At 67.9% G+C, this 19184-nt stretch carries 12 protein-coding genes; 9 read left to right on the top strand and 3 right to left on the bottom strand.

Annotated elements, in window-relative coordinates; genetic code table 11:
* The first annotated feature begins 32 nt into the window (after positions 1 to 32).
* A complete protein-coding gene (locus ACFUEJ_RS15320; RefSeq protein ID WP_259936568.1) occupies positions 33 to 1436 on the top strand; it encodes a carotenoid oxygenase family protein in 1404 nt (467 codons plus the stop codon).
* 90 nt (positions 1437 to 1526) lie between these two features.
* Here ACFUEJ_RS15320 and ACFUEJ_RS15315 read toward each other — a convergent pair whose 3' ends face one another.
* On the bottom strand, positions 1527 to 2576 hold the full coding sequence (locus ACFUEJ_RS15315) for an alpha/beta hydrolase (protein ID WP_259936567.1): 1050 nt from the start codon (positions 2574 to 2576) through the stop codon (positions 1527 to 1529).
* Between the two features lie 505 nt (positions 2577 to 3081).
* Between ACFUEJ_RS15315 and gltB the strand changes: the two genes are divergently transcribed.
* From gltB to ACFUEJ_RS15295, 4 genes are all read left to right on the top strand, one after another.
* Positions 3082 to 7665 carry a glutamate synthase large subunit gene (gene gltB / locus ACFUEJ_RS15310; RefSeq protein WP_165629249.1) on the top strand — a complete coding sequence of 1528 codons (4584 nt, stop codon included), beginning with the start codon at positions 3082 to 3084 and terminating at the stop codon, positions 7663 to 7665.
* Positions 7658 to 9112 carry a glutamate synthase subunit beta gene (locus ACFUEJ_RS15305; protein ID WP_165629248.1) on the top strand — a complete coding sequence of 485 codons (1455 nt, stop codon included), beginning with the start codon at positions 7658 to 7660 and terminating at the stop codon, positions 9110 to 9112. Before gltB ends, ACFUEJ_RS15305 begins: the two co-directional genes overlap by 8 nt.
* 178 nt (positions 9113 to 9290) lie before the next feature.
* Entirely contained in the window at positions 9291 to 10178 is an 888-nt protein-coding gene (locus tag ACFUEJ_RS15300) for a cutinase family protein (protein WP_165629247.1), read from the top strand.
* Positions 10179 to 10300: 122 nt separating this feature from the next.
* Entirely contained in the window at positions 10301 to 10972 is a 672-nt protein-coding gene (locus tag ACFUEJ_RS15295; RefSeq protein ID WP_058253696.1) for a DedA family protein, read from the top strand.
* Between the two features lie 724 nt (positions 10973 to 11696).
* Here ACFUEJ_RS15295 and ACFUEJ_RS15290 read toward each other — a convergent pair.
* Positions 11697 to 11942, bottom strand: coding sequence for an RNA-binding S4 domain-containing protein (locus tag ACFUEJ_RS15290; RefSeq protein ID WP_388030334.1), 246 nt, complete (start codon positions 11940 to 11942; stop codon positions 11697 to 11699).
* Between the two features lie 119 nt (positions 11943 to 12061).
* On the opposite strand from ACFUEJ_RS15290, the gene lysX reads away from it, so the two are divergent.
* On the top strand, positions 12062 to 15475 hold the full coding sequence (lysX, locus tag ACFUEJ_RS15285; RefSeq protein ID WP_388030331.1) for a bifunctional lysylphosphatidylglycerol synthetase/lysine--tRNA ligase LysX: 3414 nt from the start codon (positions 12062 to 12064) through the stop codon (positions 15473 to 15475).
* Positions 15476 to 15624: 149 nt separating this feature from the next.
* Positions 15625 to 16146 (top strand): hypothetical protein, encoded by a 522-nt coding sequence (locus tag ACFUEJ_RS15280; RefSeq protein WP_388030328.1) that lies wholly within the window; start codon positions 15625 to 15627, stop codon positions 16144 to 16146.
* 118 nt (positions 16147 to 16264) lie between these two features.
* Here ACFUEJ_RS15280 and ACFUEJ_RS15275 read toward each other — a convergent pair whose 3' ends face one another.
* Positions 16265 to 17197 (bottom strand): MBL fold metallo-hydrolase, encoded by a 933-nt coding sequence (locus ACFUEJ_RS15275; protein WP_254661270.1) that lies wholly within the window; start codon positions 17195 to 17197, stop codon positions 16265 to 16267.
* A 376-nt stretch (positions 17198 to 17573) separates the two neighbouring features.
* On the opposite strand from ACFUEJ_RS15275, the gene sigK reads away from it, so the two are divergent.
* Together sigK and ACFUEJ_RS15265 are read left to right on the top strand one after the other, a co-directional pair.
* Positions 17574 to 18188, top strand: a complete 615-nt coding sequence (gene sigK / locus ACFUEJ_RS15270) for an ECF RNA polymerase sigma factor SigK (protein ID WP_065631299.1) — start codon at positions 17574 to 17576, stop codon at positions 18186 to 18188.
* Between the two features lie 67 nt (positions 18189 to 18255).
* The gene (locus tag ACFUEJ_RS15265; protein WP_065631298.1) at positions 18256 to 19164 is read left to right on the top strand and encodes an alpha/beta fold hydrolase; all 909 of its coding nucleotides are present in this window, start codon (positions 18256 to 18258) and stop codon (positions 19162 to 19164) included.
* Positions 19165 to 19184 lie beyond the last annotated feature (20 nt).

Genomic DNA, 19184 nt, shown 5'->3' with positions numbered 1-19184 from the left:
GCCCTCCTACCGACCCGCCCTAAGGACATCCGATGACCATCACCACGCCCCCCACCCCCGCCCCCGTCGACCTCGCGCATCACGCCCACCTCACCGGTGTGTACGCCCCGCAGCGGGAGGAGGTCGATGTCACCGACCTGCCCGTCCGCGGCGAGATCCCCGCGGATCTGCGCGGCAGCTACCTGCGCAACGGCCCCAATCCGCGTTTCGATCCCATCGGATCGTTCGTCTATCCCCTCGACGGTGACGGCATGGTGCACCGGATCAGCATCGACGGCGGTCGCGTCGGGTACACCAACCGCTTCGTCCGGACCCCGATGGTCATCGCGGAAGAGGCTGCCGGACATGCACTCTGGTCCGGGCTCACCGACGGGTACACACCACCCGCGAGCGTTGTCGGGGACGAACTCGCCGGCACCTACCGCGAACTGCCCGACATCAACATCGTCCGCCACGGCGGACGGTTGATGGCGATGGCCGAATCCGACCAGCCCTACCTGCTCGAGCCGTCGACGCTGGCCACACTGGCCAAGACCGACTGCTCCGGGGCGATGCGGGTGGGTAGTACCGCCCACCCGAAGATCGACCCGTCCACCGGAGAGATGGTCTTGTTCAACTACGGACTCGAGTCGCCATACCTGACGTGGTCGGTGGTGTCCGCGGACGGGACGACGACCACCGGGCCCACGCCGGTCGACGGTCTGGACAAGTCGGTCATGATCCACGACATGGCCCTCACGTCGCGGTACCTCGTACTCTTCGTGTGCCCGTTGATCTTCGACCTCGAAGCCGCGATGACCGGTGGCTCGCTGCTGTCTTGGCAACCCGACGACGGCACGCGCATCGCCCTCATCCCGCGCGACGGCGGTCCGGTGCGCTGGGTCCAGACCGACCCGTTCTGGGTGTGGCACTTCGCCAACGCCTTCGACGGCCCGAGCGCCGAGGACGGTGTCACCGTCGACTACGTGGAGTGGAGCTACCCGGGTGGCTTCGCCTCCGAACCCCGGCCGGCGACTTCGGCGCTCACCCGCGCGATCATCCGCCCGGATGGCACCATCACCCGGAACACGATCAGTGACAACGCCTTCAACATGGAGTTCCCGCGAGTCGACGACCGGTTGCTCACCCGGGACCACCATCGCGTGGCAACAGTGGCGAAGGGGCCCCGCGACACCGATGCCACCGACAGTCTCTGGTTCCACGATCTCTCCGCCGGCACCGAGACCTTCTGGAGTCCCGGAACCGCGATCGGCGAGCCGATCTACATCCCGGGCATCGAACGCGATCACTGGGGCGCGATCGGCACCGACCCCGCCGACATGCGTTCGTACTTCTACCTTCTCGCCGCCGACGAGCCGACGGCCGGACCGGTCGCCACCGTCGAACTCCCGATCCGCGTCCCCGCCGGGCTGCACGGGGCATGGCTAGCTGACTGACCCCCCTGACAAACCCACCCTATTTCCGTAAACCCATCCCGTCGGAGCGTGCTGGGTTTGTGGAAAAGGGGTGGGTTTGCGGTTGTGGCGCTATTGAGCAACCGGCGCGGTCACCTCGATGAACCGCGCAGCGATGTCGATGGCCGACCGCGCCTCGGCCGACAGGCGGGGGATCAGCTGGAAGACGTGACCCTGGCCGGGCCAGGCCTGGATCACCGAAACCCCTCCGGCGCCGGTGATCTCGTCGTGGGTGGCCCGGGCGTCGGCCCCCATCACCTCGCGCGCCCCGTATTGGATGAGCGTCTTGGGCAGGGTCATGTCCGGGGTGAGACGGACGCGCATCCGTGGATGATCGGGGTCGGCGGTCCGGGTGTAGAGCCGCAGGATCTTGCGGGCGGACATCGCGTCGATGATCGGGTCCCGCACCCCGGTGCGCTGATTGCGCACGGCCAGTTGGAAAGTCGGGTCGTAGAGCGGCGAGAACAGCACCATCGAACCCGGTTGTGGGGTCCCGGTGGCGTGGTTGACGGCGAGCAGGTCGAGCGCCAGGTGGCCGCCGGCGGAGTCACCCGCGACCACGATGTCCTCGGCGCGGTACCCCTGGGACAGCAGCCAGCGATAGCCGCGGACGGCGTCGTTGCCTGCGCACGGCCAGGCGTGCTCGGGGGCGAGCCGGTAGTCCAGGCTGAAGGCGGGCAGCCCGGTCTTGTTGCCGAGCCGGCCGACCAGGCCCCGGTGCGTTCGCGGCGAACACACCACGTACCCGCTCCCGTGCATGTAATACAGAATTCGCGAACCGGGGACCGGAGCGCTCGCGTGCCGGCCGATCACCCATTCGCCACGGACCTGCCCACCCCGGAAGTTCTCACGCACGATCTCCACCCGGGTGTTGGCCGGAGGCGGGTTGATCCGCTCGATGGTCCGGTTCAATGCCGGGCGCGTCCGCTGGATCATCTGCGCGGTGACGCGGGGGTGGCTGACCCCGGCCGCGGTCATCATCGGCCAGGTGACCCGGGCCAGATAGGCGTTGACCGCACGGGAACGCCTCGAACCGTACGGATCGACGCCCAGGCGGCCGAACGGATGCGCGAGGAGATCCGCTTCCGGGGTGGGCTCATCGGCCGATACGGTGACGCTCATCACCTGACGGTAGTGGCTCGATGCCGCGCGGGTGCGGGATCGGTCAGGGCGAGATCCGGCCGCAATCGGGCCGCGACCGTCGACGCTCCCGAAACGCCCGCGCGGGCCGTCTCCGGGGCGGACCCCGAATCGCCGGATTTCCGTCTGACGTGCACCGGCGGTGTCTCTGTGGTAACCGGATTTCGAGAGTGGGCCCTTCGCGTGGAAAAATGACTCACAATGCTCATACGGCTGCCCGGGGGCGCTCTGGCGTGCTGCGCGCGGTAGCTGCGATGAGCAGGGTGGTTCGGGTCCCGACGAAGCGGCCCGAAGGGACCGTCAGCAACGGCGCTGACCGGGACTCACCGCCGCTGTGATCGTCGGCTCTGCCCAGGTCAGCCCCGATGCGGGTGGAGCACGACGACGCCGGGGACATCGTGGTCCGCGGCCCGACACGGCCGGGTGTGGCCCCAGACATCGACGACGGGTAGTGCGTGCACTCCTCGCGCGCAAAGTGAGGCGAACTATGAAGCAGGCTCCGGGACCGGTGGGTCTCTACGACCCACGCAACGAGCACGACTCGTGTGGCGTGGCATTTGTCGTGGACATGCACGGGCGGCGCAGTCGCGACATCGTCGACAAGGCGATCATGGCGCTGGTCAATCTCGAGCACCGCGGCGCCGCGGGTGCCGAGCCCAACACCGGCGACGGTGCGGGCATCATGATCCAGGTCCCGGACCGTTTCCTGCGGGAGACCGTGGACTTCGAGCTGCCCGCGGAGGGCAGCTACGCGACCGGTATCGCCTTCCTGCCCCAGGGCTCGGAAGACGCCCGCCTCGCCTGCGAGGGCGTGGAGAAGGTCATCGAGGCAGAGGGCCTGACCCTGCTCGGCTGGCGCGAGGTGCCCACCAACGAGAACTCGCTCGGAGCTCTCGCCCGCGACGCCATGCCGACCTTCCGTCAGGTGTTCGTCGGCGGCGCGGAGGGCATGGAACTCGAGCGCCGCGCCTACGTCGTGCGCAAGCGGGTTCAGTACGAACTCGGCAACAAGGGCGCCGGCGCCGACGGGCCCGGACGCGAGACCGTCTACTTCCCCAGCCTGTCCGGCCGCACCTTCGTCTACAAGGGCATGCTGACGACCCCGCAGCTGCGGGAGTTCTACGTCGACCTGCAGGACTCGCGTGTCGAGAGCGCGCTCGGTCTGGTGCATTCGCGCTTCTCCACCAACACCTTCCCGTCGTGGCCGCTGGCGCATCCGTTCCGCCGCGTCGCCCACAACGGCGAGATCAACACCGTCACCGGCAACGAGAACTGGATGCGAGCCCGCGAGGCGCTCATCGACACCGCGGCCTTCGGGGCCGACGCGGCGTCGAAGATCTTCCCGATCTGCACCCCGGGTGCGTCGGACACCGCCCGGTTCGACGAGGTGCTCGAGCTGCTCCACCTCGGTGGACGTTCCCTCCCGCACGCCGTGCTCATGATGATCCCGGAGGCCTGGGAGCGTCACGAGTCGATGAAGCCCGAGCACCGGGACTTCTACCGCTACCACTCCGCGCTGATGGAGCCCTGGGACGGACCGGCGTCGGTGTGCTTCACCGACGGCACCGTCGTGGGTGCCGTGCTCGACCGGAACGGCCTGCGGCCCAGTCGGATCTGGGTCACCAAGGACGGGCTCGTCGTGATGGCCTCCGAGGTCGGCGTGCTCGACATCGATCACGCCGACGTCGTGCAGAAGATGCGTCTGCAGCCCGGCCGCATGTTCCTGGTGGACACCGCTGCCGGCCGCATCGTCGACGACGAGGAGATCAAGGACGAGCTCGCCGCCGAGCACCCCTACGGTGAGTGGCTCGAGCAGGGACTGGTCGCGGTCGACGACATCGAGGCGCCGCCGCATCAGCACATGCCGCACGACCGGGTCGCGTTGCGCCAGCAGGTGTTCGGCTACACCCGTGAGGAACTCGACCTGCTGGTCGCGCCGATGGCGAAGACCGGTGCCGAGGCACTCGGCTCGATGGGTACCGACACCCCGATCGCGGTGCTGTCCAAGCGTCCGCGCATGCTGTTCGACTACTTCCAGCAGCTGTTCGCCCAGGTGACCAACCCGCCGCTCGATGCGATCCGCGAAGAGATCGTGACCAGCGTCGGCGGCACCATCGGCACCGAGGCCGACCTGTTGCACCCCGGCCCCGAGTCGTGCCGTCAGATCGAGCTGCCGTCGCCGGTCCTCGACAACGACACGCTCGCGAAACTGGTGGAGATCAACTCCAACGACGCGCTGCCCGGTTTCCGCAGCGTCCACATCCACGGCCTCTACCCGGTGGCCGAGGGTGGCGCCGGTCTGCGCAAGGCCCTCGACGAGGTGCGTGCGAAGGTCAGCGCCGCGATCGACGGCGGCGTGAACCTGGTGATCCTGTCCGACCGCGAGTCGGACGAGACCTACGCACCCATCCCGTCGCTGCTGCTGACGGCTGCGGTGCACCACCACCTGGTGCGGGAACGCAAGCGCACCCAGGCCGGTCTCATCGTCGAGTCGGGTGACTGCCGCGAGGTCCATCACGTGGCCGCACTCGTCGGTTTCGGTGCGGCAGCGGTGAATCCGTACATGGCCTTCGAATCGATCGAGGACATGACCGAGCGCGGTGTGCTCGGCAACCTCGACTTCGCCACCGCGCAGAAGAACTACATCAAGGCCGCCGGCAAGGGCGTGCTGAAGGTGATGAGCAAGATGGGCATCTCGACCCTCGCCTCGTACACCGGTGCACAGCTCTTCCAGGTCATCGGTATCTCGCAGGAGACCGTCGACGAGTTCTTCACCGGGCTCAACAGCCAGCTCGACGGCATCGGTCTCGACGAGATCGCCGCCGACGTCGCGACCCGCCACGCGCTGGCATTCTCCGATCGCCCGTCCGAGCGCGCCCACCGCGAGCTCGAGGTCGGCGGCGAGTACCAGTGGCGCCGCGAAGGCGAGTACCACCTGTTCAACCCGGACACCGTCTTCAAGCTCCAGCACTCCACGCGCACCGGCCAGTACCAGGTGTTCAAGGAATACACGAAGCTGGTGGACGACCAGTCCCGCCAGATGGCGTCGCTGCGGGGCCTGTTCGACTTCAATTTCGGTGACCGCGACCCGATTCCGATCGAGAAGGTCGAACCGGCCCGCGAGATCGTGAAGCGGTTCTCGACCGGCGCGATGAGCTTCGGTTCGATCTCCGCGGAGGCGCACGAAACCCTCGCGATCGCCATGAACCGGCTCGGTGGTCGCTCGAATTCCGGTGAAGGTGGCGAGGATCCGCGGCGCTTCCATCACGACGAGAACGGTGACTGGCGTCGCAGCGCGATCAAGCAGGTCGCGTCGGGCCGTTTCGGCGTCACCTCGCACTACCTGTCGAACTGCACCGACATCCAGATCAAGATGGCGCAGGGTGCGAAGCCGGGTGAGGGCGGGCAGCTGCCGCCGCACAAGGTGTACCCGTGGGTCGCCGAGGTCCGTGGATCGACGCCGGGCGTCGGCCTCATCTCGCCGCCCCCGCACCACGACATCTACTCGATCGAGGATCTCGCGCAGCTGATCCACGACCTGAAGAACGCCAACCCGCAGGCCCGCATCCACGTGAAGCTGGTCTCCGAGGTGGGCGTCGGCACCGTCGCGGCCGGTGTCTCGAAGGCGCACGCCGACGTCGTCCTCATCTCAGGGCACGACGGCGGTACCGGCGCAACGCCGTTGACCTCGGTCAAGCACGCCGGTGCGCCGTGGGAGATCGGCCTGGCCGAGACCCAGCAGACCCTGCTGCTCAACGGACTCCGCGACCGGATCGTCGTGCAGGTCGACGGCCAGCTCAAGACCGGTCGCGACGTCGTGGTCGCCGCCCTGCTGGGTGGCGAGGAGTTCGGTTTCGCCACCGCGCCGCTGGTGGTCGCGGGTTGCATCATGATGCGGGTGTGTCACCTCGACACGTGCCCGGTGGGTGTCGCCACCCAGAACCCGCTGCTGCGCGAGCGTTTCGCGGGCAAGCCGGAGTTCGTCGAGAACTTCTTCCTGTACATCGCCGAAGAGGTCCGGGAACTGCTGGCGCGCCTGGGCTTCCGCACCCTGCAGGAGGCCGTCGGTCACGTCGAGGCGCTCGACACGACCAAGGCGCTCGCGCACTGGAAGTCGGAGAAGGCGGGCAAGCTCGACCTGTCGTCGATCCTGGCGATGCCCGAGTCGCCGTTCATGAACCAGGACCTGTACTGCTCCGGCGTGCAGGACCACGGCCTGGACAAGGCGCTCGACCAGCAGCTCATCGCGCAGAGCCGCGAGGCCATCGACCACGGCACGCGGGTGTCCTTCACCTCGAAGATCACCAACGTGAACCGCACAGTCGGCACCATGCTGGGCCATGAGGTCACCAAGGCCTATGGCGCACAGGGTCTTCCCGACGGGACGATCATCGTCGACTTCACCGGATCGGCCGGCAACAGCTTCGGTGCCTTTGTTCCCAAGGGCATCACGCTGCGCCTCGAGGGCGACGCCAACGACTTCGTCGGCAAGGGTCTCTCGGGCGGTCGCCTCGTGGTCCGTCCGGCACGCAACGCGCCGGACGACTTCGTCGCCGAGCACAACATCATCGCCGGCAACGTGATCGGCTTCGGTGCCACTGCGGGCAAGATCTTCCTGCGCGGCATCGTGGGTGAGCGCTTCTGCGTTCGCAACTCGGGCGTCACCGCGGTGGTCGAGGGTGTGGGCGACCACGGCTGTGAGTACATGACGGGTGGACGCGTCGTCGTCCTCGGCGAGACCGGCCGCAACTTCGCGGCGGGCATGTCCGGCGGTATGGCGTTCGTCTTCGACCCCGAGGGCAAGCTGGCCGACAACCTCAACACCGAGCTCGTCGACCTCGAGCCGCTCGAGGACGAGGACATCGAGTTCCTCGCCACGATCATCGAAGAGCACCGCGCCGAGACCGAATCCCCGGTCGCGGCAGCGCTGCTCGGCGATTGGGACACCGCCCAGACCAAGTTCGCCAAGGTCATGCCGCGCGACTACAAGCGTGTGTTGCTGGCCATCTCCGAGGCGGAGAAGACCGGGCGAGACGTGAACGAAGCGATCATGGAGGCCGCACGTGGCTGATCCCAGAGGATTCCTCAAGCACCCCGAGCGGGAGCTGCCCGACCGCCGCCCGGTGGAACTGCGTCTGCTGGACTGGAAAGAGGTCTACACCGACTTCGACAAGGGCCATCTGAAGACGCAGGCGAGCCGCTGCATGGACTGCGGTATCCCGTTCTGCCACAACGGCTGCCCGCTGGGCAACTTGATTCCCGAGTGGAACGACCTGGTGTACAAGGACCAGTGGCGCGACGGCATCGAACGTCTGCACGCGACGAACAACTTCCCGGAGTTCACCGGCCGCCTGTGCCCGGCTCCGTGCGAGGCGTCGTGCGTGCTGGGGATCAACCAGCCGCCGGTCACCATCAAGCAGGTCGAGGTCGAGATCATCGACAACGCCTTCGACAACGGCTGGGTGACCCCGGTCATGCCGTCGGAGAAGACCGGCAAGTCGGTGGCCGTCGTCGGCTCCGGGCCCGCGGGACTCGCTGCGGCGCAGCAGCTCACGCGTGCCGGACACGACGTGACGCTGTTCGAACGGGCCGACCGCATCGGTGGCCTGCTCCGTTACGGCATCCCCGAGTTCAAGATGGAGAAGCGCCACATCGACCGTCGTCTCGCGCAGATGGAGGCCGAGGGCACCGTCTTCCGCACCGGCGTCAACGTTGGTGTCGACGTCACCGTCGAGCAGCTGCGCGCCGACTTCGACGCGGTGATCCTCGCCAACGGTTCGACCATCGGTCGCGATCTGCCGATCCCCGGGCGTGAGCTCGACGGCATCCACCAGGCCATGGAGTTCCTGCCGCAGGCCAACCGGGTGCAGCTCGGCGACGAGGTCGAGGGCCAGATCTCGGCCAAGGGCAAGAAGGTCATCATCATCGGCGGTGGCGACACCGGCGCCGACTGCCTGGGCACCTCGCTGCGCCAGGGCGCGGAGATCGTCCACCAGTTCGAGATCATGCCGAAGCCGCCGATCGAGCGTGCCGAGTCGACCCCGTGGCCGACCTACCCGCTCGTGTACCGCGTGTCGTCCGCCCACGAAGAGGGCGGCGAGCGCGTCTTCTCGGTCAACACCGAGCAGTTCGTCGGTGAGGACGGCAAGCTCACCGGGCTCAAGGCGCACGAGGTCGTGATGCGCGACGGCCGCTTCGAGAAGGTCGAGGGCTCGGACTTCGAACTCGAGGCGGACCTGGTGCTGCTCGCCATGGGCTTCGTCGGACCCGAGCGCGAGGACCTCCTCGACAAGATGGGCGTCGAGTACGACCCCCGCGGAAACGTCAAGCGCGACGGCAACTTCGCTGCCGTCGGTCAGCCGGGTGTCTTCGTCGCCGGCGACGCCGGGCGCGGACAGTCGCTCATCGTGTGGGCCATCGCCGAGGGGCGCTCGGCCGCCGCGGCCGCCGACGCGTTCCTCACCGGGGCGTCGGACCTGCCCGCACCGATCGTGCCCACACAGGTCGCGCAGCGCTGATCGCGCGTCGCACTCAGCAGTACTCGACTCCCGCTCACCCGCTCAGGGTGGGCGGGAGTTCTGCGTAGGCAGATCCGTCGTTCCACGGGAGTTCCGCAGGCGGCAACACGCCCGCCGGACGTCCGACCTAGACTCGGCGGTGAAGCTGCCTCCTCGGCCGGTACGAAGGGAACGGACCATGCGTCGGATCGTCACGACTGTATGTGCCCTGCTGTGTGCGCTCCTGGCCGGCGGTGTGTTCGCCGTCCCGACGGCGACCGCCGCGCCTCGGGGGTGCCCGGAGATCTACGTGCTCGCGGTCCCCGGGACCTGGTCCAACGGCGCCAGCCCGGGTGTGCTTGGGGAGATCACCGCCGGGCTCGGACCGGAAACCCGCGTGCAGTACGTCGGCTACGACGCCACGGCGTTCCCGTGGGAGAAGGCGATCTACGGCAAGTCCAAGGCGCAGGCGGTTGCCAACACCACGGGGCTCGCCCTTCAGATGCTCCGACGATGCCCCGGTACCCGGATCGCGCTCGTCGGCTACAGCCAGGGCGCCGACGCCGCCGGTGACCTCGCATCCGAGATCGGCACCGGTCGCGCCGCGATCCGTCCGAGCCAGGTCGCGGGGGTCGTGCTGATCGCGGATCCGCGGCGGTCCAAGCGGGACAATCTCATCGGCCCCGCCCTGAGGGGTGAGGGCAGTGGCGGACCACGCCTCGACGGCATGGGGTGGGTCCTGCCCAGGGCGTTCACCCTCTGCGAACCCACCGACGTCTACTGCAACGTGCCCCGCGACTACTACGTGACTCGGATCGTCGGCTACCTCGCCGAGACCAGCGACCCGACGCCGAGCCAGATCGTGCAGTACCAGGCCGAGGCGGGCGCGATCTTCTCCGAACTGCTCACCCTCGGCGGCCCCGGCGAGATCGCGCAGGAGCTCGGTGACGCGCGCGCTCGCGAGCAGATCAGGTCGTTCAACCAATTCCTCCAGTCCGGGTCGCACGGCACCTACCGGGACTTCGAGGTCCGTCCCGGCGTGACTGCGGTGCAGTGGGCCAACCGGTTCCTCGCCGGCCTCGCCTGACGGCGCCGGTCGGCTGACCTGCACGAGAACCGGATGAATCGGACGTCCGACTAGAGTGGCGGCCGAAGTGGTCACCGAAGCCGGGGACCAGCCGCCCGCCCTCGGACAGACGGACACATTCCTTGCCAACGCAGCTCGCCGCCGTACTCGCCCAGACCGACCCGTCGCAGGGTCACAGCGGTTTCATCGGCTGGATTCTCGACCTCATGGACACGCTCGGCGAGCTGGGTGTCGGGGTGGCGATCCTCCTCGAGACCTTCCTGCCGCCCATTCCGTCCGAAGCCGTTCTTCCCGGCGCCGGCTTCCTCGCCTACGAGGGCCGCATGAACGTCTGGCTCGCCTGGGCCGCGGCGACCATCGGGTCGCTCGTCGGGGCCTGGCTCTGGTACTGGATCGGTGCGGCTCTGGGCCGCGATCGCACCCGGCGACTCGTCGGCCGGATGCCGCTGCTCGACTACGACGACTTCGACAAGGCGGAGGAGTACTTCGTCCGCTGGGGCGGAATGGCGGTTCTCCTCGGTCGGTGCGTGCCCCTCGTCCGGTCGTTCGTCTCCATCCCGGCGGGCATCGAGAAGATGCCGTTCTGGCGCTTCACCGCGTACACGACGCTGGGGTCGGGGGTGTGGAACGCGCTGTGGATCGGGATCGGCTTCGGCTTCGGTCCGGCGATCGCCCCCGCACTCGAACGGTGGAGTGGCGTGCTGAGCAACATCGTGATCGCCGTGCTGGTTCTCATGGTCGCCTGGTTCGTCGTGAAGCGGGTCCGCCGACGCCGCGCCAGTGCCGCGGGATAGCGGGCCGGGAGAGTGGGACGACCCGTGGAATACCTCGTGCGGAAGCGCGGTTGTACCCCGCGACGGTGACGGACTCAATGCCCCGGGTCCCACCCTTTGCCGCTTCGAGCGGCCTGTTTGCCGAGAGGCGCACTGACCGCCATCGTCGTCCATCACACCGAAGCCGCCGGCCCGATTCCCGGGTCGGCGGCTTCGGTCGTTCGACGGCAACCGCGGTGGGCGAGTGGTCGCCTGCCCGCCCGGGTCATTCATGCAGGTGAGGGGCGCGTCGCTACGCGCGAGGTAACAGTTCTCGTGCGACGATCGATCTAGCCGTCGTGTGCGGCACTCGCCGTTTCGGGAACCGGAGCTGCGGGATTCACACGTGTCGGCAGTCGCGGGGGCGTGGCGAAAGCCACTGGAAAGTCCGGCGACACGACCGGGAACAGCCGCTACAGTAAAACAAAGTTCCAGTCCGTTGTAACGAATGTGAAGTATCAGGAAGTGATTGGTCATGAAGTTGGCTGACACATTTCACTCGCCCCGCCGGGGCTCTCTGTTGAACTCGCTGACCGGCTGGCGACTCGGAGGCCGCCGCGGTTCCACGACGATGTTCCCCGCCGAAGCGGAACGACTCATCACACCCGCCGAGCTCAGACGGTTCGGCGTCCGGTCCTAGCGCCCTTCGAGGCTCGTCGCTATCGCTCCTCGCACCTCAGGGAGCAATGGGGGACGCTTCTTCGGATCAGAGGGCAGGTGGCACGTCTCCCTCGGCGACGACTCGCACGCTCATCCCGCCGACCGACACCACATCGCCGATCGTCAGCTGACGGCCGCGCCTGGTCTCCACCTCGTCGTTCACGGTGACCAGACCGTCGGCGATCACCTCCTTGGCCTCGGCCCCTGACTCGATCAGGTTGGCGAGTTTGAGGAATTGGCCGAGTCGGATGGAGTCGTCCCGGATCATCACGTCGTACACGGCTTCGATCATGCCGGTCCACCGCCCGCCGGGCCACCTCGGCCGTCGGGGACGCAAGACGATCTGTGCCGGGCGGGGCCAATCCGCGTGGAGTGCCGGGACATACCTCTCATCCCGACTACCTTTTACGCATGGCCACCGACACCCCCCTCGCGCCGGTCGACCCCGAGAATCCCGGCGAGCACCGCGACGTGGGACCGCGGACGCCCACCGCGGCCGACCGCAGGTCCCTCGCGCTGCTCGACAAGATCCGACGGCCCTCCGGGTTCGGGTCCCGAGCCCCGCACATCGCCGGCACGATCGTCGGTGTCCTGGCGGCAATCGCGTTGCTGTCCAGCCTCTTCCCGGCGATCCGGCATCTGATCCACGACCCCCGCCGCTACGTCGACGACTACATCATCACCCTCCCCGACACCAGCTTCGCCTGGGCGTTCGTGCTCGCCCTCATCGCCGTCGCGCTCTCGGCCCGCAAGCGGATCGCCTGGTGGATCAGCGTCATCTACCTGATCCTGTTCATGGCGACCAACGCGCTCTATCTCGTGCCGTCGCTGGCCGACGACCTGGGCGTGACGCGGTGGGACCGCACGAACATCTACCTCGGACTGTTCATCGACGCGCTTGCCCTGATGTTCCTGCTGTCGACGTACCGCCAGTTCTACACACGGGTCCGCAAAGGCGCCGTCCTGGCGGCGTTCGGCACCCTGATCGCCGGACTGGCGATCGCGACGCTGCTGGGCTGGGCCCTGGTGTGGGCGTTCCCGCACACGCTGACCCGAGGCGACCGGTTGCCGTACGCGTTCAACCGGGTCGTGGCGTTCGGCGCCATCGACCAGGATGCCTCGTTCGACGGCCGGCACACCCACCTGTTCGTCAACGGCCTGCTGGGACTGTTCGGCGCCTTGGCGCTGATCGCCGCGGCCGTCGTGCTGTTCCGGTCGCAACGGCTGCGCTGGCTCATCACCGCCGAGGACGAGGCGCTCATCCGGGCGCTGATCACGCGATTCAACGACGACGATTCGCTCGCGTACTTCTCGACCCGTCGCGACAAGGCCGTCGTCTTCTCGCCCGATGGTCGGGCAGCGATCACCTACCGGGTGGAGGTCGGCGTCGGACTGGCGGGAGGTGACCCGATCGGCGATCCGGAGTCGTGGCCGGATGCCATCGCCGAATTCCTCACCCTGTGCGAGAAATACGGGTGGCATCCGGCATCCATGGGGTCGAGCCCGCGTGGCGCGGCCGCCTTCGACGCCGCCGGTTTCGTCTCGCTCAACATCGGCGACGAGGCCATCCTGCACACGCGCGAGTTCAGCCTCAGCGGGCCGGCCATGAAGGCGGTGCGCCAGGCCGTGACCCGCACCCGCCGTGCCGGGGTCGGTGTCCGCATCCGACGGCACAACGAGATCGGCGACACCGAGATGGCGCAGATCGTCGCGCGCGCCGACGACTGGCGCGACACCGACGAGGAACGCGGCTTCGCGATGGCGCTCTCGCGCATCGGCGATCCCGCCGACGGCGACTGCCTGCTGGTCGAGGCCGTGATGGGCGAGGGCACCCCCGACGAGCGGGTCGTCGGCATGCTGTCGTTCGTGCCGTGGGGGCGCCGCGGCGTCTCGCTCGACCTGATGCGTCGTGACCGGCACGGACCCAACGGCGTCGTGGAGACCATGGTCGCCGAATTGTGCCGCAACTCCGAGCAACTGGGTATCACCGAGGTCTCGCTGAACTTCGCGGCGTTCCGGGCGTTCTTCGAGCAGGGTCCCCAGATCGGGGCCGGGCCCGTGATGCGGATGGGCTACTCGATCCTCATGTTCGGCTCGCGGTTCTTCCAGATGGAGTCGCTGTACAAGTCGAATGCGAAGTATCTGCCGGACTGGCAGTCGCGCTACCTGTGCTTCGAGGACAGTCGGATCCTGCCCCGGGTGGGCCTCGCCGCGATCGTGACCGAGGGTTTCATCACGTTGCCGCGCTTCGGACGGGCCAAGCACTACACGCAGGGGCCGCCGTCGATCCCGCCCGGCGTCAACGCGCCCGCGCTCATCGCCGAGCTCGACGCCGAGGCAGCCACACCCGAGGGCGCGATCGTCCACCGGCCGGAACAGGTGCGCGTCCGGCTCGAGAAGATGGACCGGCTCGTCGAGCGCGGCTTCGATCCGTACCCGCCGGCCGATCAACCCACGCATACGATCGCGGCGGCCAAGGCCGAACCCGAGGGAACCGTCGTCACCGTCGCCGGACGTGTGACGCGACTTCGGGACTTCGGCAAGGTGGTGTTCGCCGACGTCCACGACTGGTCCGGCGAGGTGCAGGTGCTGGTCGAGGATTCCCGGATCATCCCGGGCACACCCGATTTCGGTACCGACGTCGACCTCGGGGATCTGATCCAGGCCCGCGGCGTCGTCGGCACGAGTCGTAAGGGCGAGCTGTCGATCCTGATCGATGCCTGGCGGATCAACGGCAAATGCCTGCGCCCGCTGCCCGACAAGTGGGCCGGTCTCACCGATCCGGAAGCGCGTGTCCGGCAGCGCTATGTCGACCTCGCCATCAACGAGCAGACGCGCAAGTCGCTGGCGACCCGCAGTCTCGTGGTGAAGTCGTTGCGTGACTTCCTCGGCGCTCGTGGCTTTCTCGAGGTCGAGACACCGATCCTGCAGCAGATCCACGGCGGCGCGAACGCCACCCCGTTCCAGACGCACATCAACGCCTACAACCTCGACCTGTATCTGCGGATCGCCCCGGAGCTCTACCTCAAGCGACTGTGTGTCGGAGGTGTCGAGAAGGTCTTCGAGATCGGCCGCAACTTCCGCAACGAGGGTGTCGACTTCAGCCACAACCCCGAGTTCACGAGTCTGGAAGCCTATGAGGCGCACAGTGATTACCTCAAGATGCTCGACCTGACGCGCGAGATGATCCAGTACGCGGCGACGGCGGCCTACGGGGAACCGGTCATCGTGCGCACCGATGCCGACGGAAACGAAGAGCGCGTCGACATCTCCGGGGAGTGGCCGGTCAAGACCGTTCATCAGGTGGTCTCGGAGGGCGCGGAGCAGGAGATCACGCCGGAGACCTCCGTCGAGGAATTGCGCGCGGTGTGTGACCGCCTGGAGATCAATCACCGGCCCGACTGGGACGCCGGGCAGATCGTCCTGGAACTGTACGAGCACCTCGGTGAGGATCGCACCACCTTCCCGACCTTCTACACCGACTTCCCGACGTCGACGTCACCCCTCACGCGCGCACACCGGAGCAAGCCGGGCGTCGCCGAGCGGTGGGACCTCGTCGCCTGGGGCGTCGAACTCGGTACGGCCTACACCGAACTCACCGATCCGGTGGAGCAGCGGGCACGCCTCACCGAACAGTCGATCCTGGCCGCCGACGGTGATCCCGAGGCCATGGAACTCGACGAGGACTTCCTGCAGGCACTGGAATACGCGATGCCGCCGACCGGAGGTCTGGGTGTCGGTGTCGACCGGGTGGTCATGCTCATCACCGGACAGTCGATCCGCGAGTCGCTCGCGTTCCCGCTGGCGAAACCGCAGGACGCCTGACGTCGTCTCGCATGGCTTGGTGATGAGCGTTCCTAAGCGTGATGTACACCATTCGTAATCTGTGCGACGCTGAAGACGCTGTGCAGCGCAACTTGTCTCATGATTAGCTGACCTGGAGGCTCAGAGAGATGAAAAGTGCGCGGAGAGTTGTGGTTTCGATCGCCGCGTCGGCCGTGATGCTGACGGGGTCGGGTGTGGGACTCTACGGCGGTGTGGCCGGGGCGGCACCCGTTGGCGAGGGTCACGGCCTGAGTACCCCTGCGGGAGCGGGTTTCAGCTCGTTCCCGACGATTTACCAGAACTGGTTCTGGCCCAACGTCGGTGTCCGTATGGAGTTCAATACGCTCTTCAATGCGGCGCAGACGCGTGACATCGCGCGTACCGGGATCGTGCCGGCTCTTGCCGGAACGGATCTGCCGTACAGCGGGATCGGCAGGTGGCTCGATGGAGGGGAACTCCAGAAACTCGTAATGACCGGTGGGTGTTTCGCGGTCGGCATCCGGCGGACCGAGGTGCTGTCTCCTGTGACGAAAAAGAAGGTCGCGTGGGCCGTCCAGACCTACCGCACTCCCGGGAACACGCCCCGAGATGTCGCGGCCGTCTGCGAAACCGGCGGGGACAACGGAGGCGGCGGGGACAATCGAGGCGGGGATTCGAATCAGGGCCTCTGATTCTGATCCGGCCACCGCTCGCCGAAACCCTCCTGACCCGAGGTGGCAGTTGAGGTGTCGCACGGGACAGGTCCATGCGTGTGACTTCTTCACGTGTGAGCCCGCCCCCCAGTTCACCTCAGCCGCAGAGTGCTCCGACGGCGTCGTGGTCGTGGGTGGGGATCACGCGCACGGTGTGGCGGGCCAGGTGGAGCCGGTGCAGCGTCGCGAACGCCGCGTCGCGGTCGTCGTCGACGAATTCGCCGGGGATGCTCGGCTTCTGGCGCAGGCGCGCCACCTGCTCGAAGTGCCAGGCCGCATCGCCGGCGAGCAGGACCGGGCCGGAGGACGTGCGGGCCAGGACGCCGACGCTCCCGGGGGTGTGCCCGCCGAGGTCGACGACGACCACGGAGCCGTCGCCGAACAGGTCGTGGCTCGCGACGAATGTGGACACGGGCGGGCCGTCGAGTTCGTAGTCGAGGATCGGTCGGCCGTCGGTCAGAGCCGCCCGCACCCCGCCGACCGGTGGTCGCGTGCCCGCCAGTATCCATTCGCGTTCGGGCCGAGGTAGCCACACCGGCAGGCCGGGCAGGTCCAGCAGGCCGCACACGTGATCCCAGTGAGCGTGCGTCGGCAGGGCGAAGTCGGGGGAGCGGTGCAGCGGCCGCAGCTCGAGACCGTCGGCGGTGCTGACCGTCGACCGCGGCGGGGTGATCAGCGGGCGCAAGATCGTCGGCAATTCGGGCAGGACGCGGTGGTGGGCGTCGCGGCAGAAGCCGGGATCGACCAAGAACGTGGCCTCGGGGTGCTCGACCACGAAGGTCGTCATCGCCGACGACGCGCGACGCAGGGTACGAGCTCCCTCGACGAGGCCGGCGAGCGGCACCCGTCGTGCGACCTGGGGCAGCGCGCGCACCCGGACCGTCACCTCGCTGTCGGGGAGCCTGGCGTCCTCAATCGCGTCGATGAGTCGCAGGTCTGGTGGGCGTGGTCGGATTGCACCGCGCACGGCGAGTGCGCCTGTGCGCAGCATCTCGGCCGGCACCGGGCCCGGCTGGCGAAAGGTGGCCACCGCGTATTCCTACCCCGACCGCTAGGTGTGCGGGCCGATTCCGGGCAAGCGGATGTCATGTGTAGTTCACCGCGGAGAGGTTTTGGGTACCACTCCGCCGTCGTTGAATGGTCCTGGCCCTTCGAAGGGCCTGCTGTCCTCCCAACGGGCTACAACCGAACACAATGTGTAACGACGCGCTAGGGTCCAACGACCTACTCATCGACCCCCGACGTCTGACGAGAGGTACCGGAATGGTTGTCGAAGAGCTCGTACACCAGGACCGTCGGGCGGACCGTCGCTGACATGCACCCGACCCTCATCTGGTTCACGGCGACTCCCAGGCAGCCACTGAGCCTTCCCGTGCCTCGTCCTCGACCCGGCAATACCTGAAACCGTGGCGCCGAGGGAGAGCGACGCCACCGCGAATGCGGATCATGGGGGCGGGGGAGAATCGCAGGTCCTACGCGACCTGCTGGCTCTGGTGGCCGCAGGGGACCGAGCGGCGTTCACGCGCTTCTATGACCTGACCAGTTCGCGGATCTACGGTCTGGCCGTCCGGGTGGTGCGTGATCGGCACTACGCCGAGGAGATCGTCCAGGAGGCCTACCTGCAGTACTGGCAGCGGGCGGCCGACTACGACCCGACCCGCGGATCGGTGATCACGTGGATGATGACGATCGCGCACCGGCGCGCCGTCGACCGGGTCCGTACCGAGGACATGCAGACCGAGCGGTTGTCGGAGTACGGCGTCCGGGCCGCCGAGCCCGAGATGACGCAGGATCTTCCGCTCGAAGCGGTGCTGCGGTCGGTGGAGGTGAGCGCAGTGCACACCTGCCTCGGACATCTCACGGAACTGCAACGAGGAAGCCTCGAGATGTCGTACTTCGGAGGACTCACCTATCCCGAGGTGGCGGCGCGCACCGACACACCCCTGCCCACCACGAAATCCCGCATCCGGGACGGCCTGAGACGGCTGCGGAGCTGCCTGGACGCGCAGGACGACCGCTGACGGATCGGCTGTGAGCGCGTCGTGCCGTCCGGCGACGCCGCGCCATCCGCGCGGGCACACTGGACGCGTGCACGAGACGACACCCGACGCGGGTCTGGATTCACCCGGTGAGTTCGTGACGGTCGGGGAGCATCGGCTCCACGTGCTCGACGAGGGGGCGGGTCCGCCGCTGCTGCTCATGGCGGCGCTCGGGAGCAACTGGTTCGACCTCGATCCGCTTGTCGCGCGGCTCGTCTCGTCGTGGCGGGTCGTGCGGTACGACCGCCCGGGTTACGGGCTGTCCGATCCCATCGGTCGGCGTCACCATCCGTCGCTGCTGGGCGAGGTGGAGCGGATGGCCGCGGTGCTCGACGCTCGGGGTATCGCCGAACCGGTTGTCGTCGTGGGGCATTCGCTGGCGTCGCTGTATGTGGAGGCGTTCGCACGCCGATATCCCGAGCGGACCGCGGGTGTCGTCATCCTCGACGGGTCATTCGTCTTGTTCCCGTGGCGGATCGTCCCGCTGTCGTTCCGGGTGGGCAACGCCCATCGGGTGGTCGGTGCGGCGCGCGCGGTGACGAGCCGCGTCGGGATACGTCGCTGGCCGAGTTTCCAGGTGTGGAGCCGCGTCGTGCCCGCGCCACCGGAGGGTCGAGGCGAGCAGCAGCGCCGATGGAGTACGCGCGTCTTCGGGCAGCCGCCCTACCTCCTGGCCCTTCTCGTCGAGAACGCCGCGTTCGGGTCGATGAACCAGACGTTGCGGAGTCTGCGACGGTCCGAGCCGATGCCGGACGTCCCGGTGATCGTCGTCGTGGCGTCGTCCAGGCTCCCGGGGTGGCGCCACTTCTGGGAATGGAAGCAGCGACGGTACGCCGAGGTGTTGAACGCTGATGAGATCGCGGTACTCCCGAGGGCGCGGCACTTCCTCGTGTCGGAGCGCCCGGACGACGTCGCCGAGATCATCGGCGGGGTGCGGCCCATCCCTACCCGCGAGTAACCAGCTACTTGCGGTTACAC

This window comes from Gordonia sp. NPDC057258 (assembly GCF_042668985.1).
In the GTDB taxonomy this organism is placed as follows: Bacteria; Actinomycetota; Actinomycetes; order Mycobacteriales; family Mycobacteriaceae; genus Gordonia; species Gordonia hongkongensis.
This window is presented reverse-complemented; position numbering and strand designations above follow the sequence as displayed.

Excerpts from the sequence above, each read along its gene's own strand:
- ACFUEJ_RS15320 (WP_259936568.1), top strand. The coding sequence starts at position 33 with ATGACCATCACCACGCCCCCCACCCCCGCCCCCGTCGACCTCGCGCAT.
- ACFUEJ_RS15315 (WP_259936567.1), bottom strand. The coding sequence starts at position 2,576 with ATGAGCGTCACCGTATCGGCCGATGAGCCCACCCCGGAAGCGGATCTC.
- gltB (WP_165629249.1), top strand. The coding sequence starts at position 3,082 with ATGAAGCAGGCTCCGGGACCGGTGGGTCTCTACGACCCACGCAACGAG.
- ACFUEJ_RS15300 (WP_165629247.1), top strand. The coding sequence starts at position 9,291 with ATGCGTCGGATCGTCACGACTGTATGTGCCCTGCTGTGTGCGCTCCTG.
- ACFUEJ_RS15290 (WP_388030334.1), bottom strand. The coding sequence starts at position 11,942 with ATGATCGAAGCCGTGTACGACGTGATGATCCGGGACGACTCCATCCGA.
- lysX (WP_388030331.1), top strand. The coding sequence starts at position 12,062 with ATGGCCACCGACACCCCCCTCGCGCCGGTCGACCCCGAGAATCCCGGC.